The organism is Citricoccus nitrophenolicus, from assembly GCF_047305825.1.
Lineage (GTDB): Bacteria > Actinomycetota > Actinomycetes > Actinomycetales > Micrococcaceae > Citricoccus > Citricoccus nitrophenolicus.
The window spans coordinates 436,637-461,935 of the sequence record NZ_CP063070.1 but is presented as its reverse complement, the minus strand read 5'-3'; the positions used below and the strand labels follow the sequence as shown (position 1 = coordinate 461,935).

22 protein-coding genes are annotated in these 25,299 nt (G+C 69.7%); 13 read left to right on the top strand and 9 right to left on the bottom strand.

Going from position 1 to position 25,299, the window contains the following annotated elements:
• The first annotated feature begins 7 nt into the window (after nucleotides 1-7).
• A complete protein-coding gene (locus IMT31_RS02165; RefSeq protein WP_345356594.1) occupies nucleotides 8-982 on the top strand; it encodes an aldo/keto reductase in 975 nt (324 codons plus the stop codon).
• 14 nt (nucleotides 983-996) lie between these two features.
• Complete coding sequence (locus IMT31_RS02160) at nucleotides 997-1,284, top strand: hypothetical protein (RefSeq protein WP_345356598.1); 288 nt, start codon at nucleotides 997-999, stop codon at nucleotides 1,282-1,284.
• Here the strand turns inward: IMT31_RS02160 and IMT31_RS02155 are convergent.
• The 6 genes from IMT31_RS02155 to msrB all read right to left on the bottom strand — a co-directional run bounded on the left by IMT31_RS02155 (nucleotide 1,274) and on the right by msrB (nucleotide 7,623).
• A complete protein-coding gene (locus tag IMT31_RS02155; RefSeq protein WP_413543600.1) occupies nucleotides 1,274-1,801 on the bottom strand; it encodes a ubiquinol-cytochrome c reductase iron-sulfur subunit in 528 nt (175 codons plus the stop codon). The genes IMT31_RS02160 and IMT31_RS02155 overlap by 11 nt on opposite strands.
• 55 nt (nucleotides 1,802-1,856) lie before the next feature.
• A complete protein-coding gene (locus IMT31_RS02150) occupies nucleotides 1,857-4,040 on the bottom strand; it encodes a 3-hydroxyacyl-CoA dehydrogenase NAD-binding domain-containing protein (protein ID WP_413543599.1) in 2,184 nt (727 codons plus the stop codon).
• A gap of 88 nt (nucleotides 4,041-4,128) precedes the next feature.
• Nucleotides 4,129-5,421: an HRDC domain-containing protein gene (locus tag IMT31_RS02145; protein ID WP_413544354.1), complete on the bottom strand. Its 1,293-nt coding sequence runs from the start codon at nucleotides 5,419-5,421 to the stop codon at nucleotides 4,129-4,131.
• A gap of 1 nt (nucleotide 5,422) precedes the next feature.
• Nucleotides 5,423-5,995 (bottom strand): DUF3000 domain-containing protein, encoded by a 573-nt coding sequence (locus IMT31_RS02140; RefSeq protein ID WP_413544353.1) that lies wholly within the window; start codon nucleotides 5,993-5,995, stop codon nucleotides 5,423-5,425.
• Between the two features lie 87 nt (nucleotides 5,996-6,082).
• Nucleotides 6,083-7,165, bottom strand: a complete 1,083-nt coding sequence (locus tag IMT31_RS02135) for a threonine aldolase family protein (RefSeq protein WP_413543598.1) — start codon at nucleotides 7,163-7,165, stop codon at nucleotides 6,083-6,085.
• A complete protein-coding gene (gene msrB, locus IMT31_RS02130) occupies nucleotides 7,162-7,623 on the bottom strand; it encodes a peptide-methionine (R)-S-oxide reductase MsrB (protein ID WP_345356613.1) in 462 nt (153 codons plus the stop codon). The genes IMT31_RS02135 and msrB overlap by 4 nt, the downstream gene beginning before the upstream one ends.
• A gap of 96 nt (nucleotides 7,624-7,719) precedes the next feature.
• Here msrB and IMT31_RS02125 point away from each other — a divergent pair, with 96 nt between their 5' ends.
• Nucleotides 7,720-9,057: an alpha/beta hydrolase family protein gene (locus tag IMT31_RS02125; RefSeq protein ID WP_413543597.1), complete on the top strand. Its 1,338-nt coding sequence runs from the start codon at nucleotides 7,720-7,722 to the stop codon at nucleotides 9,055-9,057.
• 9 nt (nucleotides 9,058-9,066) lie between these two features.
• On the opposite strand, the gene IMT31_RS02120 is transcribed toward IMT31_RS02125, so the two are convergent.
• Nucleotides 9,067-11,109: a M3 family metallopeptidase gene (locus IMT31_RS02120; RefSeq protein WP_413543596.1), complete on the bottom strand. Its 2,043-nt coding sequence runs from the start codon at nucleotides 11,107-11,109 to the stop codon at nucleotides 9,067-9,069.
• A gap of 206 nt (nucleotides 11,110-11,315) precedes the next feature.
• Between IMT31_RS02120 and IMT31_RS02115 the strand changes: the two genes are divergently transcribed.
• The 8 genes from IMT31_RS02115 to IMT31_RS02080 all read left to right on the top strand — a co-directional run bounded on the left by IMT31_RS02115 (nucleotide 11,316) and on the right by IMT31_RS02080 (nucleotide 20,553).
• Nucleotides 11,316-12,071, top strand: a complete 756-nt coding sequence (locus IMT31_RS02115) for a YebC/PmpR family DNA-binding transcriptional regulator (protein ID WP_345356619.1) — start codon at nucleotides 11,316-11,318, stop codon at nucleotides 12,069-12,071.
• An 8-nt stretch (nucleotides 12,072-12,079) separates the two neighbouring features.
• Complete coding sequence (gene ruvC / locus IMT31_RS02110) at nucleotides 12,080-12,766, top strand: crossover junction endodeoxyribonuclease RuvC (RefSeq protein ID WP_413543595.1); 687 nt, start codon at nucleotides 12,080-12,082, stop codon at nucleotides 12,764-12,766.
• Nucleotides 12,767-12,824: 58 nt separating this feature from the next.
• Nucleotides 12,825-13,466 carry a Holliday junction branch migration protein RuvA gene (gene ruvA / locus IMT31_RS02105; protein ID WP_413543594.1) on the top strand — a complete coding sequence of 214 codons (642 nt, stop codon included), beginning with the start codon at nucleotides 12,825-12,827 and terminating at the stop codon, nucleotides 13,464-13,466.
• 28 nt (nucleotides 13,467-13,494) lie between these two features.
• Nucleotides 13,495-14,619, top strand: coding sequence for a Holliday junction branch migration DNA helicase RuvB (gene ruvB, locus IMT31_RS02100; RefSeq protein WP_413543593.1), 1,125 nt, complete (start codon nucleotides 13,495-13,497; stop codon nucleotides 14,617-14,619).
• Nucleotides 14,620-14,668: 49 nt separating this feature from the next.
• Nucleotides 14,669-15,121 carry a preprotein translocase subunit YajC gene (gene yajC, locus IMT31_RS02095; protein WP_345356628.1) on the top strand — a complete coding sequence of 151 codons (453 nt, stop codon included), beginning with the start codon at nucleotides 14,669-14,671 and terminating at the stop codon, nucleotides 15,119-15,121.
• Nucleotides 15,122-15,174: 53 nt separating this feature from the next.
• A complete protein-coding gene (gene secD / locus IMT31_RS02090) occupies nucleotides 15,175-16,974 on the top strand; it encodes a protein translocase subunit SecD (RefSeq protein WP_413543592.1) in 1,800 nt (599 codons plus the stop codon).
• Entirely contained in the window at nucleotides 16,971-17,972 is a 1,002-nt protein-coding gene (secF, locus tag IMT31_RS02085; protein WP_413543591.1) for a protein translocase subunit SecF, read from the top strand. The genes secD and secF overlap by 4 nt, the downstream gene beginning before the upstream one ends.
• 118 nt (nucleotides 17,973-18,090) lie before the next feature.
• The gene (locus IMT31_RS02080; protein ID WP_413543590.1) at nucleotides 18,091-20,553 is read left to right on the top strand and encodes a RelA/SpoT family protein; all 2,463 of its coding nucleotides are present in this window, start codon (nucleotides 18,091-18,093) and stop codon (nucleotides 20,551-20,553) included.
• A gap of 19 nt (nucleotides 20,554-20,572) precedes the next feature.
• Here IMT31_RS02080 and IMT31_RS02075 read toward each other — a convergent pair whose 3' ends face one another.
• Together IMT31_RS02075 and IMT31_RS02070 are read right to left on the bottom strand one after the other, a co-directional pair.
• Complete coding sequence (locus tag IMT31_RS02075) at nucleotides 20,573-21,175, bottom strand: hypothetical protein (RefSeq protein ID WP_413543589.1); 603 nt, start codon at nucleotides 21,173-21,175, stop codon at nucleotides 20,573-20,575.
• A 92-nt stretch (nucleotides 21,176-21,267) separates the two neighbouring features.
• Nucleotides 21,268-22,950 carry a DUF349 domain-containing protein gene (locus IMT31_RS02070; protein WP_413543588.1) on the bottom strand — a complete coding sequence of 561 codons (1,683 nt, stop codon included), beginning with the start codon at nucleotides 22,948-22,950 and terminating at the stop codon, nucleotides 21,268-21,270.
• A 175-nt stretch (nucleotides 22,951-23,125) separates the two neighbouring features.
• Here IMT31_RS02070 and hisS point away from each other — a divergent pair, with 175 nt between their 5' ends.
• The gene (hisS, locus tag IMT31_RS02065; protein WP_413543587.1) at nucleotides 23,126-24,466 is read left to right on the top strand and encodes a histidine--tRNA ligase; all 1,341 of its coding nucleotides are present in this window, start codon (nucleotides 23,126-23,128) and stop codon (nucleotides 24,464-24,466) included.
• 103 nt (nucleotides 24,467-24,569) lie between these two features.
• Nucleotides 24,570-25,217, top strand: coding sequence for a maleylpyruvate isomerase family mycothiol-dependent enzyme (locus tag IMT31_RS02060; protein ID WP_413543586.1), 648 nt, complete (start codon nucleotides 24,570-24,572; stop codon nucleotides 25,215-25,217).
• Nucleotides 25,218-25,299: the final 82 nt, after the last annotated feature.

Here is a 25,299-nt window from a genome sequence, read left to right as displayed (position 1 = left end):
CAGATCCATGGAACACCGCCGTCTCGGCCGCTCCGGCCTGTCCGTCTCCGTCGTCGGGCTGGGGTGCAACAACCTGGGACGCCCCGGAACCGCCACGCTGGACCAGGAGGGCACGGACGCCGTGGTACATGCGGCCCTCGAAGCCGGGGTGACCTTCTTCGACGTGGCGGACACCTACGGGGCCACCCCGGGGCTCAGTGAGGAGCGGCTGGGCCGCGCGCTGGGGGACCGCCGCGATCAGATCGTGCTGGCCACGAAGTTCGGCATGGACATGAAGGGCGTCAACGGCAACGACTTCGGCGCGCGCGGCTCCCGGCGGTACATCGTGCAGGCCGTGGAAGCCTCCCTGCGGCGACTCGGCACCGAGTGGATCGACCTGTACCAGTTCCATACCCCGGACGAACAGACACCGATCGAGGAGACGCTCTCCGCGCTGGACGAACTGGTGCGCTCCGGGAAGGTCCGGTACATCGGGCACTCGAACCGGGCGGGTTGGCAGATCGCCGAGGCGGAGTTCGTGGCCCGCGAGCTGGGGAGCGAGCGGTTCATCTCCGCGCAGAACCACTACAACCTGCTGGACCGCCGTGCCGAGCTGGAGGTGCTGCCGTCGGCGAGGGCCTATGGGCTGGGTGTGCTGCCGTACTTCCCCCTGGCCAATGGCATGCTGACCGGCAAGTACTCGTCCGGGACCGCGCCAGAGGGATCGAGGCTGTCCCACACGCGCCAGAACATGGTGCGGGACGCCGACCTGGAGCAGTTGCGGCGGTTCGGGGACTTCGCTCGCCAGCGGGGCCTCACCGAGGTGGAGCTCGCGTTCTGCTGGTTGGCTGCCCAGAAGCCGGTCACCTCGGTGATCGCCGGGGCCACCCGGCCGGAGCAGGTCCGCCAGAATGCCGGCGCCATGCGCTGGGTCCCCACCGACGCCGAGCGCGCCGAGATGGATGAGATGTTCCCCTCCGTGCCGAGGGTGGCCCTGTTCTAGTGGGTGCCCCGGGGATGACGATGGGGATCGACGTCACGGAGATCCTGCTGTGGGTCCTGGTGATCGCCATCCTGGTGCTGCTGGTGTGGTCCCTGGTCTCGCTCTCGCATTCCCCGCTGAGCGCGGGCCGGCGGATCTCGTGGGCGTTCCTGATGTTCCTGCTGCCGGTGCTCGGCCCCGCCGTCTGGATGTGGTGGCGCTTCTACTACTACCCGCGGCGCAAGGCCGAGCAGCCCCACTGGGATCCGAACAGCCGCGAGGTCATCGTCAATCCGCCGCGGAGACCGCACCCTAGAGAGTGACCATGACCCAGTCGCCGTCGATCCCGGCGGTGTACTCGGTCAGTGGCTGCTTCGCCGGGCCGCCGTAGGGCACGCCGGTGGTCGTGTCGAAGTGCGAGCCGTGGCAGGGGCAGGAGAAGACGTCCTCCCCGTTCTCCACGTTCGGCGCCACCGTGCAGCCCTGATGCGTGCACACCGCCGAGAAGGCATGCACCTCGCCTTCGGCGGGGCGGCTGATCAACAGCGTGCGCCCCTCGACCTTGACGGTGGTCAAGCCCCCGGTGGGCAGTTCCGCCAGCTGGATGGCCTCGGTGGGGGTGCCGCCGACGTGCTGGGAGGGGGCGTTGTCCTCCGCCCGGATGTCGTCCGTGCACGCCGTCAGCCCCACCGTGGAGGCCACACCCACCGCCGAGATCAGCGCGCCTCGCTCCAGGAATGACCTGCGGGAGGTGCCGCAACCGTTGCAGCGGGCGCCGCCGTCGTGTTGCGGATCCTGAGCCGTGGGGGAGTCGGGCGTGGGGTGGTGCTCGGTAGCCATCCACCCATTATCCGCTCTCCGGCGTGATTTCGTCTCCGGCGGTGGCCCCGGGCCCTCAGCCGTGGAAACGGCGGCCGTTGACCCGTTCGGAGGCGCCCACCTGGTCCAGGTACGGGGTGATGCCGCCCAGGTGCATGGGCCAGCCGGCTCCGAGGATCATGCACAGGTCGATGTCCTCGGCATCGGCCACCACGCCCTCGTCCAGCATCATGCCGATCTCCTGGGCCAGGGCGTCCTGGACGCGGACCAGCAGCTGTTCGCCGGTCTCGGGCGTTTCACCGAACTCGAGCAACTCCAGGGTCTTGGCGGGGATGACCTTCCTGTCGTCGTCGCCCGGCCCACCCGGGGCCCAGATCGAGCTGACCTGCGCGTCGATCAGGTGCTGCAGGTTCGTGGAGACCGGGAACCGCTCGTCGCCGAAGGCCGCGTTGAGCGACTCGGTGACGTGCTGAGCCACGGGGATGCCCACCATGGCCAGCAGGGTGAAGGGGGTCATCGGCAGGGCCATCGGGGCCAGGGCCTCGTCCGCCACCTCGGCGTCGGTACCGGAATCGAAGGAGTGCTGCACCTCGCCCATCATGCGCAGCAGGATCCGGTTCACCACGAAGGCGGCGGCGTCATGGACGAGCACGGCGGTCTTGCCCAGGCCCTTGGCGGTGGCGAAGGCCGTGGCCAGGACCTCCTCCGTGGTCTGCGGACCGCGCACGATCTCCACGAGCGGCATCACGGCCACCGGGTTGAAGAAGTGGAAGCCGAGCAGCCGCTCCGGATGCTCCAGGCCCGAGGCCATCTCGGTGACGGACAGGGAGGAGGTGTTCGTGGCCAGGATGCACTCGGGGGAGACGATCTGCTCGAGCTCTGCCAGGACCGTCTTCTTGACGCCCATCTCCTCGAAGACGGCCTCGATGACGAAGTCGGCGTCCGCATAGACGTCCTTGGACACGGAGCCGGTCACCAGGGCCTTCAGCTGTTCGCCGGCCTCGGCGCTCAGCTTTCCCCTGGCGGCGAGCTTGTCCACCTGGGCGTGGACGTGGCCCACGCCGCGGTCCACCCGCTCCTGGTCGATGTCCGTCATCACCACGGGCACCTTCAGCTGCTGCGCGTAGACCATGGCCAGCTGCCCGGCCATCAGCCCCGCGCCCACCACGCCGACCTTCTGCACCGGCCGGGCCAGCTCGGCCGGCGGCGCGCCGGCGGGATTCTTGGAGCGCTTCTGAACCACGTCCAGGAAGGCGTAGACCGTGTTGGCGAACTCATGCGTGAGCATCAGCTCGGCCAGGGCCTCGCATTCGGCGGCGGCGGATTCCTCCCGCGTCCGGTGACGGCCGGCCTCGAAGAGCTCCATGACCTTGGCCGGGGCCGGCACATGCCCGCCGGTCTTGGCGGCCACGAGTGCCTTCCCCTCCGCGATCGCCTCGTCCCATGCCTGATCCGAGGTGTCCCGGTCACGCTGGGCCTGCAGGGCGGTCACGGTCTCGGCGTCGCCGGCGATCACGCGGGCGGCCCATTCCACGGAGGCCTGCACGAAGACACCGGTGTCAGCCGGATCCTGGGCGGGGTCGAAGATCGCGTCCGCCAGCCCGATCGAGTGGGCCGTCCGGCCGTCCATGTTGCGGTTGTTGGACAGCGGGTTCTTGATCATCAGGGTCAGTGCGTCCCGTGGCCCGGTGATCCGCGGGGTCTTCCACACGCCGCCCCAGCCCGGTACCAGGCCGAGGAAGGCCTCCGGCAGGCCGAGGCCCTTCGCCCGCGAGGAGACGGTGCGGTAGTTGGCGGCCAGGGCGATCTCCAGCCCTCCGCCGAGTGCCAGGCCGTTGATGAAGGCGAAGGACGGGACCGGGAAGTCCGTCAGCACGTTGTACACGTCGTGGCCCAGCTGGGCGAGCAGTCTGCCCTCGGCGCCCTGCTTCAGGCTGCTCACGGAGCCCAGGTCAGCGCCGGCCGCCAGGAAGCCCGGCTTCCCGGTGATCGCGACGGCGGCCAACTCCCCTGAGCGGGCGCGATCGGCTTGGGTGTCCAGCACCCGGCCCAGTCCGATGAGCGTGTTCGGTCCCAGCGTGGTGGGCCGCTTCGGGCCGGCATGGTTGTCCAGGGTGATCAGGGCGAGGGTCCCGGCATCGCCGGGCAGATCGACGTCGGTCACCTCGGCCTGCGTGACGACCTCGTCCGGGAACAGGGCCGCAAGCTCGCGATACGGGGCGAAGCGGTCGGTGGACGCGGGGACTACGGGCTCGGTCATGGTGCTCCTGAGTCGGGATCGGGTGGCGTCACGCCCCACGATATCGGAAGTACTCGGAACTCGTGACCAGGAACAAAGGAACCGAGTGTCAGGCTGGGTCGGGGTCCAGCAGGGCCACGGTCAGGATCGGCGCCACGATGGAGACCTGCCAGCTGCGGGCGCCGAGCCCGGCCAGGGCGGCGGCCACGGAGTCGGGGTCGATCTCCTCCGGCGGAGACCAGCAGAGCCGGCGCAGGGTGTCCGGGGTCAACAGGTTCTCGGTGGGCAGGGACAGCTCCTCGGCCTTGTTCCCGATCCATGCCTTGGCGGTCTTGAGCCGACGGTCGGCCAGGGGGTTGCGGTCCCGCCAGGCCCGTGGCGGCGGGGGGCCGTCCAGGGGCAGGTGCAGTGGCGGCAGCCCGTCCCTGGTCTGGGCGGCGGCCTGGCCGGCCTGGATGGCGCGTACCCAGCGGGGGCCCTCCTTGCTGGCCGCTCGGCCGTGGAAGCCCTGGGTCTTCAAAAGTGCCGGGACCGTGCTGGGCTGGGAGGCCGCGGCGGCCACGATGGCGGCATCGGGGATCAGCCGTCCGGGGGCCACGTCCCGATTGCGGGCCAGGGCCTCCCGGGTCTCCCAGAGCTCGCGCACCACGGCCAGCTGCTGAGGTTTGCGCAGGCGGTGCATGCCGGAGGTCCGCCGCCAGGGTTCCCTGCGGGGGCCGGGCAGCGGGGCGGTGCGGATGGCCTCGAATTCCTCTTCGGCCCACCCCAGCTTGCCGGCCTCGGTGAGCATCTCGATCATGGCGGCCCGCAGCTCCACGAGCAGCTCGACGTCCAGCGCGGCGTACCGCAGCCAGTCCTCGGGCAGGGGGCGGGTGGACCAGTCGGCCGCGGAGTGCTCCTTGGCCAGGGCGACACCGAGCAGCTGCTCCAGCACGGAGGCCAGCCCCACGCGAGGCAGTCCCAGCAGTCGGCCGGCGAGTTCCGTGTCGAAGAGCCGGTCCGGCCACATCCCGAGGTCGGAGAGGCAGGGCAGGTCCTGGGTGGAGGCATGCAGGATCCACTCGACGCCGCTCAGGGCCTCCTGGATGATCCCCAGGCCTTCGAAGGCCTCCGGGTCGATCAGCCAGATCCCGGCGCCCTCCCGTTTGATCTGGACCAGGAACGCCCGCTGGCCGTAGCGGAAGCCGGAGGCCCGCTCGGCGTCCACCGCCACCGGGCCGGTGCCGGCCTTCAGCAGCCGGGCGCACCGCTCGAGTTCCTGACGGGAGTTGGTGACGAACGGGATGCCACCCTCCGGTTCGGTGAGGAGCCGGGGTGGTTCGGGTGCCTCGGTATCGGCCTGATCGTGGTCCGAGGCCTGGCTCGAGGCCTGGTCCGGGGTGGCGTTGGTGTCCGCTGTGATGTCAGTTCCTCCTGATGCGCGGCAGGGGAGTGACCCCCTCGGGGACCGGCGGCAGGCCGGCGAAGGCACAGACCATGTCCGCCCAGGCCTCCAGATGCTGCGTGCTGTCCGGACCGGTCGGGGTCCAGGAGGCCCGTAGCTCGATGTCGATGGTGTCCGGGCGTTCCGCCAGCCGGCCGAAGCTCTCGGAGAGCACCCGGGTGGCGGTGCCGCCGGCCTCGGCGTATCCGGCGTGGTGGTTCTCGAGCGCCTCCACCAGCCAGGTCCACGCCACGGCTCCGACCATGGGGTCGTTGCCGAGGTCAGACTCCAGCGAGGCCCGGATGTAGGTGACCACGCGGAAGGTGCCCTTCCACACCGGCGAGCCGGCGGGATCGTGGAGCAGGATGAAGCGGCCGGTGGCGAGCTCCTGCCCGGTTTCCGCGGTGGGATCGTGGACCTCGGCGGCCAGCGCCACGGCGAAGGGTGCCAGGCGCCCGGGTGCCGGGATCTCGTCCAGGGTGACCTCCTGGCGGTGCCTCGCCCGGCGCAGGCCGCTCAGCGCCTCACGGAATTCTCCGGGGAGGCGCTGCATCTCTGCGGGGTGGTGGCCAAGGGCAGTCACAGATTCAAGGTTAAAGCCGCACCTGAGTGATGCTGTGGCGGCGCGCCGTGAGGGGGCTCAACGCCGTGGGCCAAGGGCCCCGTCCAGGGCGGCCACGAAGCCGTCCACGTCCTGCTCGGTGGTGTCCCAGGACGTCATCCAGCGCACCTCGTTCCGCGTCTGGTCCCAGTCATAGAAGGCGTACTCGGCGCGGACCACCTCGGCCACGGCGGGGTCGAGGACGGCCAGCACCTGGTTCGCCTGGGGTTCCTGGGTGAGGGTCACGCCGTCCAGGGTCCGGGCCCCGTCGGCCAGCCGGGCCGCCATCGTGTTGGCATGCTGGGCCGAGTCCAGCCACAGCCCATCGGTCAGCAGGGCCACGAGCTGGGCGGAGACGAAGCGCATCTTGGAGGCGAGCTGCATGGAGGACTTCCGCAGGTAGCCGACTGCCTGGCCGGCGCCCTCGGCGCGCCGGCCCCCCGGCCCGGTCGCGACGGCCTCCGGGTTCAGCACCACCACCATCTCGGCACCCAGGGCGCCGTTCTTGGTGCCACCGAAGGAGACCACGTCCACCCCGGCGTCGGTGGTGAAGGAGCGCAGGTCCGTCCCCAGGGCGGCCGCGGCGTTGGCCAGCCGGGCCCCGTCCAGGTAGACGGACATCCCGAGGCCGTGGGCGTGTTCGGTGATGGCCCGGATCTCCTCCGGGGTGTAGACGGTCCCGAGCTCGGTGACCTGGGCGATCTCGACGACGGCCGGCTGGGCCCGGTGCACGAAGCCGACGCCGTGGGCCTGACGGTCGATCAGCTCGGGGGTCAGCTTGCCGTCCGGTGTGGGCACCGTGAACAGCTTGGTGTGGGCGATCCGCTCCGGGGCGCCGCCCTCATCCTGGTGGATGTGGGCGGACTCGGCGCAGATCACGGCACCCCATGGCGGCAGCAGGGCCTGCAGCGCCATCACATTGGCGCCCGTGCCGTTGAACACCGGGAAGGCCTCCGCCGCCGTGCCGAACTCGGCGCGGGTCAGGTCCTTCAGCCGCGCGGTCCAGGAGTCGTCACCGTAGGCGGGCTCGTGGCCCGTGTTCGCCGCAGCCAGGGCGGCCAGGACCTCGGGGTGGACGCCGGCGTAGTTGTCTGAGGCGAAGCCCCGGCGCGCTGTGCTCACTCGCCGGCTCCCTCGCCGGTCGCAGGACGCAGGGTGAGGGACACGGAGTTCATGCAATAGCGCAGGTCCGTGGGGGTGTCGAAGCCCTCGCCCTGGAAGACGTGGCCCATGTGAGAGCCACAGTTGGCGCAGCGCACCTCGATCCGCTCCATGCCCAGGGTGGCGTCACGGATGTACTCCACCCGGTCCTCGGCCAGCGGGGAGAAGAAGGAGGGCCAGCCGCACTGGGCGTCGAACTTGGTGTCTGAGCGGAACAGCTCTGCTCCGCAGGCGCGGCAGGCGTAGACGCCCTCGGTCTCCGCATCCCAGTACTCCCCGGTGAAGGGGCGCTCGGTGCCGGCCTGGCGCAACACCTGGAACTCCTCGGGGCTCAGCCGCTCGCGCCATTCGGCCTCGGACCGCCCGCGGGCGTCCTGCTCGGGCTGCTTCTGCTCTGACGGCGTGGGGAGATCATTCATGACAGCCATAACACCACGGATCATCGTGATGATTCCCACGGGCGTGTCACGAATCCTCCGCTGGCGGACTCGGCAGGGACATGGACAGAATGGGGCATGACCTCTCGCTCATCCCGTTCCCCCCGCTCCTTCGGCCGGCCGGCGCAGAACCGCCGGGACCGGCTCAAGAAGTCCATCGGCCAGGCCGAGCCGGTGATGCGGTGGTCCTCCCTCGCCGCGGTCGGCGGGATCGTGGCCGGCTCGGTGGCGGCGGGCACCGTCTCCGGGCTGGCGGGGCTCTTCGCCCGCACTGTGGTCACCCCCGTCAAGACCCCGGCGGAGGACCTGGAGATCCTGGCCGTGGTGCAGGGGGAGTCCGGGCTGGAGGTCATCCTGCCCGTGACGGAGGAGACCACCGTGCCCGGGACCTACTCCCTGGGGTTCGACGGCGGCGCGGGACTCGCGCGGATCGGTGCGGTGACGTCGTTCGACCCGAGGGACGGCACCGTCCAGCGCCAGGTCGAGGAGGTCTACTCCGGCGAGTTGCGGGAGGCCATCCGTGGCCGGTGGACCGGCTTCGTCTACCCCAGCCCGCAGACTCTCGGCTACGCGACCGAGGACGTGCGGATTCCCGTGGAGAACGGCACAGCTCCGGCCTGGCTCATCCGCCCGGACGAGGAGACTGACCAGGGCGCCGGGGCTGGAGCCTCTGCACCCGCGGGCCGTGGCGTCTGGGCCGTCATGGTCCACGGCCGCGGCTCCAAGCGCACCGAGGGCATCCGGGCCATCGCCACGGCGCGGGCACTCGGGATGACCTCCCTGCTGATCTCCTACCGCAACGACGGCGAGGCCCCGGCCGCAGGGGACGGCCGCTACGGACTGGGCAGCACGGAGTGGGAGGACGTGGAGGCCGCCGTGGCCTACGCCCTGGAGAACGGGGCGCGAGAGGTGGTCCTGTTCGGCTGGTCCATGGGCGGGGCGGTCTGCCTGCAGATGGCCGATCGATCCGAGCTGTCCTCCATGGTGGCCGCCCTGGTCCTGGACGGGCCGGTCATCAACTGGGTGGACGTGCTGGCCCACCAGGCCCGGCGCAATCGGTTGCCGGATGCGGTCGGCCGGTTGGGCCAGTGGCTCATGAGCAACAAGGCGGGCCGGTGGGCCACCGGCCTGGCGGCCCCCGTGGACCTCAAGGCCATGGACTGGCTGACCCGAGCCGATCAGCTGCGGGTGCCGACTCTGATCCTGCACTCCGAGGACGACGACTTCGTGCCGGTGGGACCCTCCATGGACCTGGCCGCCAAGGTGCCCCAGCTCGTGAGCTTCGTGCGGTTCCACCTGGCCCGGCACACCCGCGAGTGGAATGTGGACCCGCAGAAGTGGGACCGCGCCGTGCGGGTGTGGCTGCATGCCGTGCTGACCTCGCCGCGGCCGGGGTTGGCCCAGTTGACGGCGTAGCGGCCCGGATCAGCCGAGCAGGCCCCGCCGCCGCAGCAGGTGCTCTGGATCGGCGTCCTGGCCGCGGAAGGCGCGGTAGGACTCCATCGGGTCCCTCGTGTTGCCTCGGGAGAGCAGTTCGGCGCGGAAGCGCTCGCCGTTCTGCCGCGTCATCCCGCCGTTGGCACGGAACCACTCCACGGTGTCCGCATCCAGCATCTCGGACCACAGGTAGGAGTAGTAGCCGGCCGCGTAACCGCCGGCGAAGATGTGCTTGAAGTAGCTGGACCGGTACCGCGGGGGCACCAGCTCCGGATCGAGCCCCGCTGCCATGAGATGCTCGGCCTCGAAGGCCAGGGGATCGGAGACCGTGCTGCCGGGCGCCAGTGAATGCCAGGCCAGGTCCAACAGGGCGGCTCCCAGATACTCCGTGGTCCGGTGGCCCTCACCCCACAGTGAGGAGGCCTCGATCGCCTCCAGCAACTCCTGATCGATCACCTCACCGCTCTCCACGTGGCGCGCGTACCGTGTGACGATCTGCGGCCAGTACATCCACATCTCGTTGACCTGGGACGGGAACTCCACGAAGTCCCTGGGTACTGCGGTGCCGGACAGGCTGGCGTACCGCGCCGAGGACAACAGGCCGTGCAGGGCATGGCCGAACTCGTGGAAGAGGGTATTCACCTGGTCCACCGTCAGCAGTGCCGGCTCACCGTCGGCAGGTTGGGGGATGTTCAGGTTGTTGCTGACCACCGGTCGCTCGGACAGGTCGGCGGACGCCTCTCGGAAGGAGTTCATCCACGCGCCACCGGACTTCGTGGGCCGGGTGAAGAAGTCGCCCACGAACAGACCCAGTCCGGCGCTGCCGGAGGCCTCGGCTCCCTGCTCCACCAGCACCTCCCAGATGCGGACCCCCGGTGCGTAGCCGTTCAGGTCCGGGCGCTCGCGGAAGGAGAGTCCATAGAGGGCGCCCGCTGCGGCGAACACGCCATCCTGCAGCACCCGGTCCAGCTCGAAGTAGGACCGCAGCGCCGTGGCGTCAACGTGGTACTGCTCCCGTTCCACCCGGGCCGCGTAGAAGGGCCAGTCCCAGGGTTCGATGGGGTGACCCGCCAGTGATTCAACGGTGTCACGCTCGCGGCGGGCGTTGGCGGTGGCTGCCGGGACCACTCGGTCCAGCAGCTCCCGCACAGCCGCCAGATCCGGGGCGGTCCGGTCCACCAGGGCGTACTCGGCCCAACTGGTGTAGCCCAGGAGTCCGGCCTTCTCGGCGCGGAGGGAAGCCTGTTCCGCGGCCAGATCCAGTGTGTAGTGCTCGTCCTTCGTGGAACCGCGCCGCCAGGCGGCCTCGTGGACCCGGCGCCGGGAGTCCCGGTCCTCCAACACGGCCAGCCAGGGCTGGGAGGTGAACATGGACAGTGTCAGGAGGTACCCGCCGGGGTGTCCTGCCGCGTGGGCCGCCGCGGCGGCGGAGGCGAGATCCTGCTCCGAGAGCCCGGTCAGTTCACCGGCGGTGGCGAACCAGACGGCCGAGTTAGTGTTCTCCGCGACCATCCGCCGGCCGTACTGGGCGGTCAGGACGGCCAACCTCTCGTTGAGCACGGCCAGCCGCCGCTGGGAGTCCGGGTCCAGATCGGCGCCGAGGAGTCGGAACGTCTTCAGGGTCTCCTCGGCCAGCCGCCGGTCCTCGGCGTCCAACCGGGGATCCGCGGTCACGTCCACCCCGGCCAGTCGTTGGTAGAGGGCGCCGTCCAGGTAGATCGAATCCGCGTGTGCCGCCAGCTCCGGGCTGACCTCCTCGTCGATCGCCTGGCGCGCGTCCGTACCGTCGGCGGCCACGAGGTTGGAGAAGACCATCTGCACCCACCGCAACAGGGCCCCGGAACGCTCGAAGGCTCGGAAGGTGTTCTCGAAGGTGGCGTCGGCGGGGTCCGTCGCGATCGCCTTGAGCTCAGTGCGATGTTCGGCCATCCCGGCCCGGAAGGCCGGCAGGAAGTGCTCGTCGGAGATCGCGGGGAAATCGGGCAGCCCGTACGGCAGCGTGGAGGGCGTCAGCAGGGGGTTCGTGGTCATAGCCAGTAACTGTTTCACATCTGTGTGGCGAGGAACAGTGGCCGGGGACAGGGGGTCCTTCTGGAGGTCCCGTTAGAATCGGAGTCAGACTTCTGCCGTCACCGGCAGGGCCCGGCTGATGCTGACCGGGCCGAGACCACCCGATCATCACCAACAGCCAGCGCCGGCACACGCAAGACCGTGGCTCGGCGAGGGGAGGAGTACACGTGGCAGGGCATTCCAAGTGGGCGACCACCAAACACAAGAAGGCCATCATCGACTCGCGGCGCGCCAAGGCCTTCGCCAAGTACGTCAAGGGGATCGAGGTCGCGGCGCGTGCGGGTGGACCGGATCTGGACGGCAACCCGGCCCTCGACCTCGCGGTGACCAAGGCCAAGAAGAACTCCGTGCCCAATGACAACATCGACCGCGCCATCAAGCGCGGGGCGGGCCTGACCGGCGAGGTCATCGAGTACACGGAGACCATCTACGAGGTCCGTGGACCCCAGGGGTCGGCCCTGATGGTGGAGTGCCTGACGGACAACAAGAACCGCGCTGCCGCGGATGTCCGCACAGCGGTCACCCGTAGCGGCGGCACCATGGCGGACTCGGGCTCGGTGGCCTTCCTGTTCAACCGGACCGGGCTGGTGCGCCTGCCGGCCGAGGGCCACACCGAGGAGGAGGTCATGCTGGCCGTTCTGGACGCCGGCGCCGAGGATGTCACCCAGTCGGGAGACGTCTTCGAGATCCTCTGCGACCCCTCGGACCTGCGTGCCGTGGCCAATGCCCTGGAGGAGGCCGGCATCGAATATGACACGGACGAGATGGAGTTCGTGGCCACCATGAAGGTGGACCTGGATGCCAAGGGGGCCAAGACCTACTTCAATCTGGAGGATGCCCTCGAGGACCTGGATGACGTGCAGAGCGTGTACTCCAACGTGGACATCTCCGCCGAGGTGCTCGCGCAGCTGGACGAGGACTGACCGCCTCGGTGACACGCCGTGAGCCGGGTCCGCTGCGGGTGCTCGGGGTCGATCCCGGGTTGACCCGCTGTGGCATCGCCGTGGTGGACGTGGCACCCAACCGTACCGCCACGCTCGTGGGGGTGACGGTGGTGGGGACCGGCGCGGAGCAGTCCCTGGATCGGCGCCTGCTGGCGATCGACGAGGCCGTCAACGAGTGGCTGGACCGGCATTCCCCGGACCATGTGGCGGTGGAGCGCATGTTCGCGCAGCACAACACGCCCACCGTCATGGGCACCGCGCAGGCCTCGGGGGTGGCGATCGCGGCGGCGGCCCGGCGCGGCATCCCCGTGGCCCTGCACACGCCCTCCGAGATCAAGGCCGCGGTGACGGGCAGTGGCACCGCCGGCAAGGAACAGGTCACCTCCATGGTCACCCGGATCCTGCGCCTGGGGGAGCCCCCCAGGCCCGCGGACGCCGCCGATGCCCTGGCTCTGGCCATCACCCATGCCTGGCGCGGAGGGCTGATGGGGCGGGGGCTGGAGACCGGCAACCTGACCAGCCCGCAGCGCGCCTCGAGTTTCCCGACGGCGGCCGGGAGCCCTGGCGCCCGGGGCTCCTCGGCCACGGCGGCCCAGAGGGTCTGGTTGGCCGCTGAGCAGCGCAGCCGGGGTGCCGGGGGTTCCCAGGGCTGGGGCGGCGGGTCCCGGACCTGAGCGTCAGCATGGGCTAGGGTCTTCGTAGATACGTTCGAACCAATCAAGCGAGTTGAGCATGATTTCCTCCCTGACCGGCACGGTCGAATCCGTGGGCCTGAACCACGCCGTCATCACCGTGTCCGGATTCGGCATGCGGTTCTCCGCCACCCCGCAGACCCTCGCTGGTCTGCACCTGGGCGAGCCGGGCCGCGTGCTGACCTCCATGGTGGTGCGGGAGGACTCGATGACGCTCTTCGGGTTCGCCACCGAGGACGAGCGGGAGGTCTTCGACGTGCTGCTCGGGGTCTCCGGCGTGGGGCCGCGGCTGGCTCTGGCCGTGCTGGCCGTCCACGATCCCGAGACCGTGCGGGTGGCCGCCTCCTCCGGGGATGACAAGGCCTTCACCAAGGTCCCGGGCATCGGCCCGAAGGGGGCCCGGCGCATCGTCCTGGAGTTGACGGACAAGCTCGTCCCCACCGGGGCCGCGGTGGCCGCCGGGGCGGACGGGGACCTGGCCTCCGCCGCGGGACTGCCGTGGATGGACCGCGTGCTGGAGGCCCTCACCGGTCTTGGGTGGACCGAGAAGGACGCCGAGAAGGCTGTGCGGGACACCGTCCGGCACGAGCCCGAACTGGAGGAGTCCGGAGACGTGGCCAACGTGCTGAAGTCCACCCTGCGCCACCTGGGCCAGGGGCAGTCCTCGCGGTCCGGGCGCTGAGACGGGCGAGACGGAGGAGGGTCGTTTGATGACGGAAGAGCCAGAGGGCCGGCTCGTGGCCGGCGGGGCCGAGGGCGAGGAGCGCGATCTCGAGGCGGCCCTGCGGCCCAAGAACCTCGATGACTTCGTGGGCCAGCAACGCGTCCGCCGTCAGCTCTCCTTGGTCCTCGAGGCTGCCCGGCTGCGTGGACGCACCGCGGAGCACGTGCTGATGTCCGGCCCGCCCGGGCTCGGCAAGACCACGCTGGCCATGATCATCGCCGGGGAGATGAACGCGCCCCTGCGGATCTCCTCCGGACCCGCCATCCAGCACGCCGGTGACCTCGCCGCCATCCTCTCCTCCCTGACGGAGGGGGAGGTGCTCTTCCTGGACGAGATCCACCGGATGTCCCGCCCGGCCGAGGAGATGCTCTACATGGCCATGGAGGACTTCCGCGTGGACATCGTGGTGGGCAAGGGCGCCGGGGCCACGTCCATCCCGCTGGAGATCCCGCCCTTCACCCTGGTGGGCGCCACCACCCGGGCCGGGTTGCTGCCGGGGCCGCTGCGGGACCGGTTCGGCTTCACCGGCCACCTCGAGTTCTACAGCACCGAGGAGCTCGAGCTGGTGCTGCGCCGCTCGGCCCTGCTGCTGGACATGAAGGTCAACTCCGCCGGGTTCACGCAGATCGCCAGTCGATCCCGCGGCACCCCGCGCATCGCCAACCGGCTGCTGCGCCGGGTGCGGGACTGGGCCCTGGTCGGCGGACTGGATCAGGTGGACTCCCGCGCAGCCTCAGCCGCCCTGGAGATGTACGAGGTGGACGAGAGGGGACTGGACCGCCTGGACCGCTCCGTACTCGAGGCGCTGTGCTCCAAATTCGCCGGGGGGCCGGTCGGGCTGTCCACCCTGGCCATCGCGGTGGGGGAGGAGACCGAGACGGTGGAGACCGTGGCCGAACCCTTCCTCGTCCGCGAGGGGCTGCTGGGGCGCACCCCGCGGGGCCGCATCGCCATGCCCGCCGCGTGGGAGCACCTGGGGCTCACACCGCCGCCGGATTCCCCGGGCGCCGCCTTCTGGAACGTGCCCGGTTCCGCCGGCCGGGACGCCGCCGAGCCGCGTGAGGACGCAGCCGGGGAGACGGACACCCTCTTCGGTCCGGGCAACCCGTAGACTGGCCGGGTTGCCCTGTGCCCCGAACCTGGAATGTGGTGTCCCCGACGTGACCCAGCTGATGAACCCGACCACCGTCTCGATCGTCGCCGAAGGCGCGAACGCCGAGGGCGGTGGGGGACTGCCCTTCGATCCCTTCCTGCTGATCATGCTGGTGGTCTTCGGCTTTCTGATCTTCAGCATGTTCCGCCGGAGCAAGAAGCAGCAGCAACAACAGCGCCAGCTGCATGACACCCTGGGCCCCGGCGTGGAGGTCATGACCACCATGGGCCTGTTCGGCACCATCCTGTCCGTGGACAAGGAGGAGAACAAGGCCGTCATCGAGATCTCTCCGGGCAACACCGCCACGGTTCACCTGCAGGCGATCGGCAAGGCCGTGGAGCCCGCCGCCGAGGCGTCCGAGCCCACCGTGCCGGATTCCCCGGCTGGCCTGGACGAGGACCCGACCCGCCCGGACGAGAACGGTCCGGACGAGCAGCGTCCCGGCACCGAGCGCCCCTGATCCGGCCGACTCACTCCTGATTGATTCCCGACTGATCGAAAGCCAAATCCTCCATGGCAGATAAGACCCCCCGGGGACGCGCCAAGCGCACCCTCTGGTGGCTCGCCGGCCTGACCGTCGCCCTCGCGGCGATCCTGGGCGTGGGCGTGTTCACCGGCCAGGCCCAACTGGCCCCCAAGCTGGCCCTCGACCTGGAGGGTGGCACGCAGATGGTGCTCGCCCCCGAGGCCTCCGGCGGCCGGGAGGTGTCCTCCGAGCAACTGGACCAGGCCGTGGAGATCATCCGCCAGCGCGTGGACGGCTCCGGCGTGGCCGAGGCGGAGATCACCACCCAGGGTGGGTCCAACGTGGTGGTCTCGCTGCCCGGAAATCCGGACGAGCAGACCCGCGCGATGATCCAGGCCTCCGCCAACATGGAGTTCCGGCCGGTCATCACCCGGGGGCCGTTCGAGGCCATCCCGGAGGAGCAGCGCACTCCGGTGGAGGAGTTCCCGGAACCCACCGCCGAGCCGGAGAACGGCTCTGACCCGAACTGGATCACCCCAGAGTTGGCCGCCGAGTTCGAGGCCTATGACTGCCCCGCCGTGTTGGGAGATGCCGACCGTGAGGCGTTGCCGCAGGACGAGGCCACGATCGTCTGCGAGCCCGGGGACGAGGAGACGGGTCAACCCGGTGCGAAGTACATCGTCGGCCCCGTGGAGGTGCCCGGCACGGACATCGCCGATGCCGACTACGGGATGGTCAACACCGCCACCGGCGTGTCCACGAACCAGTGGGCCGTCAACCTGACCTTCAACGGCGAGGGCGCGGACAAGTTCCGCGAGGTCACCCAGCGCCTGACGCCGTTCCAGGAGGGCGATCCGCGCAAGCAGTTCGCCATCGTCCTGGACGGCGCCGTGGTCTCGGCCCCCAACTCCAACGCCGTCATCACGGACGGCCGCGCGCAGATCACCGGCAACTTCACCGAGGTGTCCTCCGCGGCCCTGGCCGAGCAGCTGAAGTACGGCGCCCTGCCGATCAGCTTCACCATCGAGTCGGAGCAGCAGATCTCCGCCACCCTCGGCGCGGACCAGCTGCGGCTGGGCCTGATCGCTGGGCTCATCGGCCTGGCGCTCGTGGCGGTGTACTCGTTCTTCCAGTACCGAGTCCTCGGATTCGTGACCATGGCCTCCCTCGTGGTGGCCGGAGTCCTGACCTATCTGGCCATCGTGCTGCTGGGGTGGTCGGACAACTACAGACTCTCCCTGGCGGGCATCGCCGGATTGATCGTGGCCATCGGCCTCACGGCGGACTCGTTCATCGTGTACTTCGAACGCATCAAGGACGAACTGCGGGCGGGGCGCCCGCTGACCGAGGCCGTGGAGTACGGCTGGGCCCGGGCCAAGCGCACCATCACCGCCTCCAAGGCTGTGAACCTGCTGGCCGCCGTCGTGCTCTACTTCGTGGCGGTGGGCAACGTGCGGGGGTTCGCCTTCACGCTGGGCCTGACGGCCGTGGCGGACCTCATCGTGGTCTTCTGGTTCACCCACCCGGTGATGCAGATGCTCGCCCACACCCGGTTCTTCGGCGGTGGTCACAAGCTCTCCGGGCTGGATCCCTCCCTGCTCGGCGTGGAGCCGCTCTACAAGGGCGCCGGCCGCGTCCGCGAGTTCAAGCCGGTGGCCACGGTGGCCCGGCCCCAGAAGAACAAGAAGTCATCCAAGGAAGCGGTGAAGCGCCAGACCATCGCCGAGCGCCGCCGCGAGGAGCGGATGGCGGCCGTGGGCCTGTCCACCGGTGATTCCACCGGCGGATCCGCCGGCGAGGGCACCGGTCCTGACACGGCGACGGACCGGACGGAGGAGCAGAAGTGAGTGCACTGGCCCAGTGGGGCAACCGGCTCTACACCGGCAAGACGTCCTATCCCTTCGTCAGGAGGTGGAAGCTCTGGTTCTCCCTCGCTGCGATCCTGCTGGTGATCGCCGGTGGGCTCACCCTGGCCCGGGGCGGTTTCAACCTCGGCATCGACTTCCGTGGCGGGTCCGAGTTCACGGTGTCCGCCGTGGAGAACACGGACGTGGCCCCCGGCGAGCAGGCGGTCGCGGATGCGGTCACCGGGGCTGAGGCCACCGTCACGAACATCGCGCCGGGCACCATGCGGATCCAGACGGATCGGCTGGATGACGACCAGACCCTCACGGTGGCAGAGAACCTGCAGTCCGCCTACAGCGTCGAACAGGACCAGGTGACCTCCAACTTCGTGGGGCCCACCTGGGGGCAGAACATCTCCCAGCAGATGGGCATCGGCCTGGTCATCTTCATCGTGCTGGTCACCCTGCTGATGGCCCTGTACTTCCGGACCTGGAAGATGTCACTGGCCGCGGTGATCGGGCTGTTCTACGTGGTGGCGCTGACGGCCGGGATCTACGGCTCCACCGGGTTCGAGGTCACCCCCAGTGCCATCATCGGATTCCTCACCATCCTGAGCTACTCGCTCTATGACACGGTGGTGGTGTTCGACAAGATCCGGGAGAACGCCCAAGACTATCACGAGGACTCTGTCCGGACCTTCACCGAGATGATCAATCTGGCGATCAACCAGACCCTGGTCCGGTCCATCAACACCTCGATGGTGGGCATCCTGCCGGTGGGCTCCATCCTGTTCATCGGGGCGTTCCTCCTCGGCGCGGGGACCCTGCAGGACATCGCTCTGGCCCTGTTCGTGGGTGTCATCGTGGGCACCCTGGCCACGATCTTCATCCAGGCCCCCCTCTACGCCCTGCTGCGGCGCAACGAGCCGGGGATCAGGGAGGCCGACGCCAAGGTCCTGGACCGGCGTCAGAACGAGGACGAGGTACCCGCCACCGCCTGATGTCCGCCCGATCCCGCAGGCTGGCGCCGTGGCACTAGACTGGGCCACTACGTCCCGTGCGGGGTGGTACAGCGAAGCGGCGCCAGGGCGGGCGCGGACCGCGGGAAGGACGGTAACCATGGGTGAGGATCCCAGAGCGGCGCGGACCTCTGGCGTGGCCCCCGTCCCGGCGCCCACGCCCAACCAGTCCTATGCCTCAGCCGTCCCCGGGGAAGAGACGGAGGGCACGGCGGCGGCCGGCTCGGCCCCTGCTTCGCCCCCCGCGCCGCCGACTCCGGACTCGGCCGGCACCCCGACGGCCCGGACCCCCGCAGGCACGGCGATCGTCTCCCGCCGGCCCCGGAGCCGACTGGCCCGGTTGACCGGCCGGGTCACCAACGACTATTCGCCGATCCTGGAACCGCTCGTCCGCACGCTGAAGGTCCGCCAGCCCAGGGAGGATCTGGACCTGATCATCCGGGCCTTCGAGGTCGCGGAGAAGGCCCACGCCGGTCAGAAGCGCAAGAGCGGGGACCCGTACATCACGCATCCGGTGGCGGTGGCCACCATCCTCGCCGAGTTGGGGATGACCGGGACCACCCTGGCCGGGGCGCTGCTGCATGACACGGTGGAGGACACCAGCTACTCGCTCGGTCAGCTGCGGCGAGACTTCGGTGACGAGGTGGCCGTCCTGGTGGACGGCGTCACCAAGCTGGACAAGGTCAAGTTCGGGGATGCCGCGCAGGCCGAGACCGTCCGCAAGATGGTGCTGGCCATGGCCACCGACGTCAGGGTGCTGGTCATCAAACTCGCCGACCGGCTGCACAACGCCCGGACCTGGCGCTACGTGGCCCCGGAGTCGAGCGCGCGCAAGGCCAAGGAGACCCTGGAGATCTACGCGCCCCTGGCCCACCGCCTGGGCATGAACACCATCAAGTGGGAGCTCGAGGACCTGTCCTTCGCGGCACTGTATCCCAAGGTGTACGCGGAGATCGTGCGGCTGGTGGGGGAGCGGACCCCCGAACGCGAGAAGAACCTCACGGTGCTGCGGGGGCAGATCGAGAAGGACCTGAAGGAGGCCAGGGTGCGGGCCACGGTGACGGGCCGCCCGAAGCACTTCTACTCGATCTATCAGAAGATGATCGTCCGCGGGAAGGACTTCGACGAGATCCACGATCTCACCGGCGTGCGCGTCCTCGTCGACTCGGTCCGGGACTGCTATGGGGCCCTCGGCGTCCTGCACTCGAAGTGGAGCCCGCTGCCGGGCCGCTTCAAGGACTACATCGCCATGCCCAAGCTGAACATGTACCAGTCCCTGCACACCACCGTGATCGGTCCCGGGGGCAAACCCGTGGAGATCCAGCTGCGCACCCATGAGATGCACCGCCGGGCCGAGTACGGCGTGGCCGCGCACTGGAAGTACAAGGACCAGGCCGCTGACGGCTCCGCCGGGTCGGCAGACCAGACTCCCGGGTGGCTGCGCTCGGTGATGGACTGGCAGAAGGACACCACGGATCCCAACGAGTTCCTGGACTCACTGCGGGCCGAGATCGACGCCGCCGAGGTCTTCGTGTTCACCCCCAAGGGCGAGGTCATGGCGCTGCCCGCCGGCTCCACCCCGGTGGACTTCGCCTACGCCGTGCACACGGAGGTGGGCCACCGGACCATCGGCGCGCGAGTGAACGGCAAGCTGGTGCCCCTGAACTCCGAACTGCACCACGGGGACTGGGTGGAGATCTTCACCTCCAAGACGGAGGGCGCCGGGCCCAGCCAGGACTGGCTCGGTTTCGTTCGGAGCCCGAGGGCTCGCAACAAGATCCGGCACTGGTTCTCCAAGGAACGCCGCGAGGAGTCCATTGAGAAGGGCAAGGAGCAGCTGACCCGTCAGTTGCGGAAGATGAACCTGCCCCTGCAGCAGATGATGGGTTCAGACTCGCTCACGGCGGTGGCCACCGAGCTGAACCTGCCGGACATCGCCACCCTCTACGCCTCCATCGGGGACAGCAATGTCTCGGTGCAGAACGTCATCGAACACCTGGAGCGGTTGCACGCGGTTCCGGATCCGGACGACGGCTCGCTGGACACGGGGTCCATCCCCATCACCAACATCGCCACGCCCACGCGGACCTCGGATTCCGGGGTCATGGTCCAGGGCTCGGCAGACGTCATGGCCAAGCTGGCCCGCTGCTGCACTCCCGTGCCGCCGGATGAGATCGTCGGGTTCGTGACCCGCGGTTCCGGCGTCTCCGTGCACCGTGCGGACTGCAGGAACATCGGCCAGTTGCGGGAGGAGCCGGACCGCATGGTGGAGGTGTCCTGGGCGCCCACGCAGTCCTCCGTGTTCCTCGTGGAGATCCAGGTGGAGGCCTTGGACCGCAAGTCCCTGCTCTCGGACGTGACGCGGGTGCTGGCTGAACACCACGTCAACATCCTCTCCGCCTCCGTGAACACCTCGCGCAGCCGGGTGGCCATCAGCAAGTTCGTGTTCGAGATGGGGGACCCGAAGTACCTCAGCCACGTGCTGTCCTCTGTACGCCGGATCGACGGTGTCTTCGACGTGTACCGGACGGCCGGAAGGAACACCACTCCGGTGGAGGGCTGACGGGCCGCCGGTTCTGCGGCTACGCCGCCAGGAGCGTCTCCAGAGCTCGCCGCGCACCGGCCATGCCGGGCCGCCTCCGGTGGCGTTCGAATCGGTCCCGTAGCTGGGTGGCGGACGTCAGAGGCAGCAGCCGGGTGGCCGCCGTCAAGGCCGCAGCGGCCCGCGCGGGATCCTCGGCCCGCCGCAGCAGGTCCTCCACCGTCCGGGCGGCCGAGGTGCACGGCAGGCCCCAGTGATCGATGACCTCGGCCGACTGCCCCACCACGTGCGTCTGCTCCAGGCTCAGCCGGACTGACAGCGGTTGCAGCGGGATCCGGTGATACCGGTCCACAGCGGCCTCAAGCACCTCGGGCGCCGGGCCGCCGGTCAAGACCCAGGCAGCCGTCACGCCCATGACCGCCCAACGCCCGGTGAGCACGGGGGCAGTCAGCCGACGGGCTGCGGCAGCGCGGACCCGGGCGGCGCCTGACCCGTGATCGGCCGGGAGGTAGAGATCTCCCATCACATGCTCCACCAGTCCGGACATCTCCATGCCGCGCAACTCCGGCCCGGAGTACGGCAGGCCGGGCACCAGGAAATCCACGGCGGCCTCGGGCAGGGGACTGTTCAGGGCGGCGGTCACCGTCTCAGCGTGGCAGAGACAACTGTGGCCCGGCACCCGGCCGGGCCACAGTTGTGGATAACCTCAGGACCGTGGGCGGTCCGGGACCAGCGTCAGCGCAGTCCCTGGGCCGACTTCTGGAGCGTCTCGAGCCACAGCTTGCGGGCGTCCAGGGCCTCCTGGGCCTTGGCGACGGACTTCGCGTCCCCCTTGGCCTTGGCCTTGGCCAGATCGTCCTCGAGCTCGGCCACCTTGTCCTCGAGTTGGCTCAGGGCTGAGTTCGTCCGGGCTTTGGTCTCGGGGTTGGTCTTGCGCCAGTGCTCGTCCTCGGCGGACTTCAGGCCGTCCTCCAACGTGCGGAAGGCCGACTCCATGCGGGAGACGTCCTTGCGCGGCACCCGGCCGGCGTCCTCCCAGCGACCGCGGAGGTCGTTGAGGACCTTGCGGGCCGCCTTGACGTCCTGAACGGGCAACAGCTTCTGTCCCTCGGCCAGGATCTCCTCCTTGACCTTGAGGTTCTCGCCGTACTCCCGGTCGATCTCCTCGTTCTGGGACTTGCGGGCCTTGAAGAAGACGTCCTGGGCGGCGCGGAAGCGGGCCCAGAGGGCGTCGTCCTCCTTGCGGGAGGCGCGCGGGGCGGCCTTCCACTCGTTCATCAGGTCCCGGTAGGCGCCGGCGGTCGGCCCCCAGTCCGTGGAGGTGGAGAGCGCCTCGGCGCGGGCGATCAGCTTCTCCTTGGCCTGTTTGGCCGTCGCGTTGGTGGCGTCCAGCTGGGAGAAGAAGGCGCGGCGGTGCTTGTCATGCGTGGTGCGGGCGGTGCGGAAGCGCTTCCACAGCCCGTCCTCCACCGACTTGGCCAGCCGCGGACCGGCCTTCTGGGCTGCCTTCCAATTCTCGAAGAGCTCGGCCATGCGGGCACTGGCGTGCTTCCACTGGACCTGCTGCGGGTCCTTGGCGGCCATCTCCTCCGCCTCGGCCACGATGGCCTCTCGCGTGGCCAGCTGTGCTGCCTGCGCCTTCTCCAGGGCCAGCTTCTCGGCGAGCTTCAGATCGTCCAGACGGGTCTGCAGGGCCTCTACCCGGGCCCGCAGGGCCGGCATGTCACCGACCATGCCGCGTTCGCCGATGGTCTGGCGCACGTGGCCCAAGGTCTTCTGGATCTCCCCGGCCGGGGCGCCCGTGGCCACACGTTGCTCCAGCAGCATGACCTGGGAGACCAACTCATCGTATTTGCGGGAGAAGTACGCCAGGGCCTCCTGAGGCGTGCCCTCCGGGAACTGCCCCACAGGATGCTCCTCGGCGCCGTCCAGGAGCACCACGTGGCCGTCGTCGCTGATCTTGGCGAACTTCGCGGCCTCCTCGGGTGAGGTGGTGTAGCTCGGGGCCGGCATCGGCGCGGCGGCCTGGGCGGCGGGCGATCCCTGGCCGGTCCTGCCAGCCGGGGCACCGGCGGGGCGCGGCAGGTTGGAGGGCTTGGGCGCCGTGCCCGGCGTGGGCTTCCGGCCCGGCTTCGGCGCGGCGGGCACGGGGGCCGGGGCGGATGCTGCTGCCGTGGTCTCGGCTTCCGCGGGTTCGCTGGCCGGTTCGGAGGCTTCGGACTCGGAGGACTGTGCTGCCTCGACAGACTCGACAGAGGAGAGGACATCCTTGGTCTCGACCTCTGCGGCCGGCGTCTCGGCCTGTGCCGTCTCCATGGGTGCTGCCTCCGCGGCCGGCGCCTCTACGGCAGAGGACTCGGGCTGCACCGCCTCGGTCTGGGTGGGCTGCTGATCGTCGGATTCTTGACTGGTGGTCACCGCTGGAACCTTCTGCTGGTGCCCTGCACCGGCACGCGGCCGCAGGGATGAGTGGATTCGGTCCTCTCCAGCGTACCGGCTGGACCTAGAATGGGGAGCCGAGCGTCCGCATCCAACCTCAACAGTCCGCATCCAGCCTCAACAGTCCGCATCCAGCCTCAACAGAAGGTGGCCCATGTCCCGCAAGGCGTCCCTGTCCGGTTTCCACGAATGGCTCCCCGGCGAGCGGATCGTGGAACATCACGTGCTGGACACCCTGCGGCGCACCTTCGAGCTGCACGGCTTCTCCTCCATCGAGACCCGCGCCGTGGAGACCCTCGGGCAGCTGCTGCGCAAGGGCGAGATCGACAAGGAGGTCTACGCCGTCTCCCGCCTCCAGGGCGAAGCAGACCCGAACGACCCCAATCGACTGGCCCTGCACTTCGACCTGACCGTGCCGTTCGCCCGCTACGTGGTGGAGAACGCCGGGCACCTGAGCTTCCCGTTCCGCCGCTACCAGATCCAGAAGGTCTGGCGGGGGGAGCGGCCGCAGGAGGGCCGGGCCCGCGAGTTCACGCAGGCGGACATCGACGTGGTGGGGGATGGCAACCTGCCCTTCCGCTATGACGTGGATGTGGCGCTGGTGATGGCCGAGGCACTCGGGGCCCTGCCGATCGGTGACTTCACCATCCGCATCAACAACCGCAAGCTCGCCGAGGGCTTCTACCGGGGTCTCGGCCTCGAGGACACCGCCGGCGTGCTGCGCAACATCGACAAGCTGGAGAAGATCGGTGCCGCTGAGGTGTCCCGGCTGCTGCAGTCCGAGCTCGGCGCCACGGAGGAGCAGGCCGCGCAGGCCCTGGCCCTGGCGTCGATCCGCACGGAGGACACCTCCTTCGTGGAGCAGGTGCGTGCCCTGGGGGTGACCCACGAGTTGCTGGACGAGGGGCTGGAGGAGCTGGCCGCCGTCGTCGGGGAACTGCACCGCCGCGCCCCCGGGCGCGCCGTGGCGGACCTGTCCATCGCCCGCGGGCTCGACTACTACACCGGCACCGTGTACGAGACCGTGCTGACCGGGCACGAGCAGCTGGGATCCATCTGCTCCGGTGGCCGGTATGACGCCCTGGCCGCCAAGGGCAACCGCACCTTCCCGGGCGTGGGCCTGTCCATCGGTGTGACCCGGTTGATGATGCGCATGTTCTCCCAGGAGATGGCGCGCGCCTCCCGGTCCGTGCCCACCGCGGTGTATGTGGCCCTGACGCACGACGACGACTGGTCGGCTGCGCTGGACACGGCCGGTGCGCTCCGGTCCCGTGGGATTCCGACCGAGGTGGCCGTCTCCGCCGAGAAGTTCGGCAAGCAGATCAAGTACGCGGACAAGCGGGGGATCCCCTTCGTCTGGTTCACCCGGACCGATGAGGACGGCACCACCGTCCACGAGGTCAAGGACATCCGCTCCGGCGAGCAGTCCGAGGCCGATCCGCAGAGTTGGATGCCGCCGGAGGCGGACCTGCGGCCGCGGGTGCTGGAGGGCTGACCGCGGTCCTCGATGGGGAGTCCTCAGGGCCTGGTCTCATCCGCGGTGGGCCAGTGAGAGCTCACCGTCTCCCAGCGGATCGGGTCGTGTCAGGATGAGCCGCATGGAATCCTTGGACGAGCGGGTGTATGCCTTGGCGACCCGCAATAGACTGCTCGCCGCGTCGATGTTCGCCGGATTGACCGAAGAACAGTGGCGAACACCGAGCTTGTGCGCAGGGTGGACGGTTCGCGAGGTGTGCGCCCACCTGATCCCTCCCGAGGGTGGGTTCAAGGTGCTGCCGCTGGTCTGGGATGTCGTCCGCTTTCGTGGGGACCTTGCTCGGATGGTCGACTCGACGGCGCGAGAAGGGGCGCGCCGGCCCACCGCCGAGCTCGTGGGGTCACTGCGCGAACGTGCCGGAGAGCGGTTGAAGGCACCTGTCGTCGGACCGCACGGGCCGATGGTGGACACCGCGATCCACCTGCGTGACGCCGCCCGGCCCTTGGGTCTCGCCACCAGTCCTCCCTCGGAGGACTGGAGACTGGTGCTCGACTTCCTTCTCACCGGTCCCGCAGAGCGAGGCTTCGTCGGCATCGGACGGACGAAGGGAGTCCGATTTGAAGCGACCGACATCGACTGGTCGCGCGGCGATGGGCAGCTCGTACGAGGTTCAGCCGAGGCCCTCGCCCTGGGTATCACGGGTCGCGATGCCGTCTACGACGAGCTTGAAGGACCCGGCATCGTGGTCCTGCGCGACCGCGACCGTTGATCCCATCACCGCGTTCGTTGCCGCTGGGCCCGGAGTGCTCGTAGGAAACCCCTGCTCGGCCTCGCCCCTGCCGCAAGCCGAT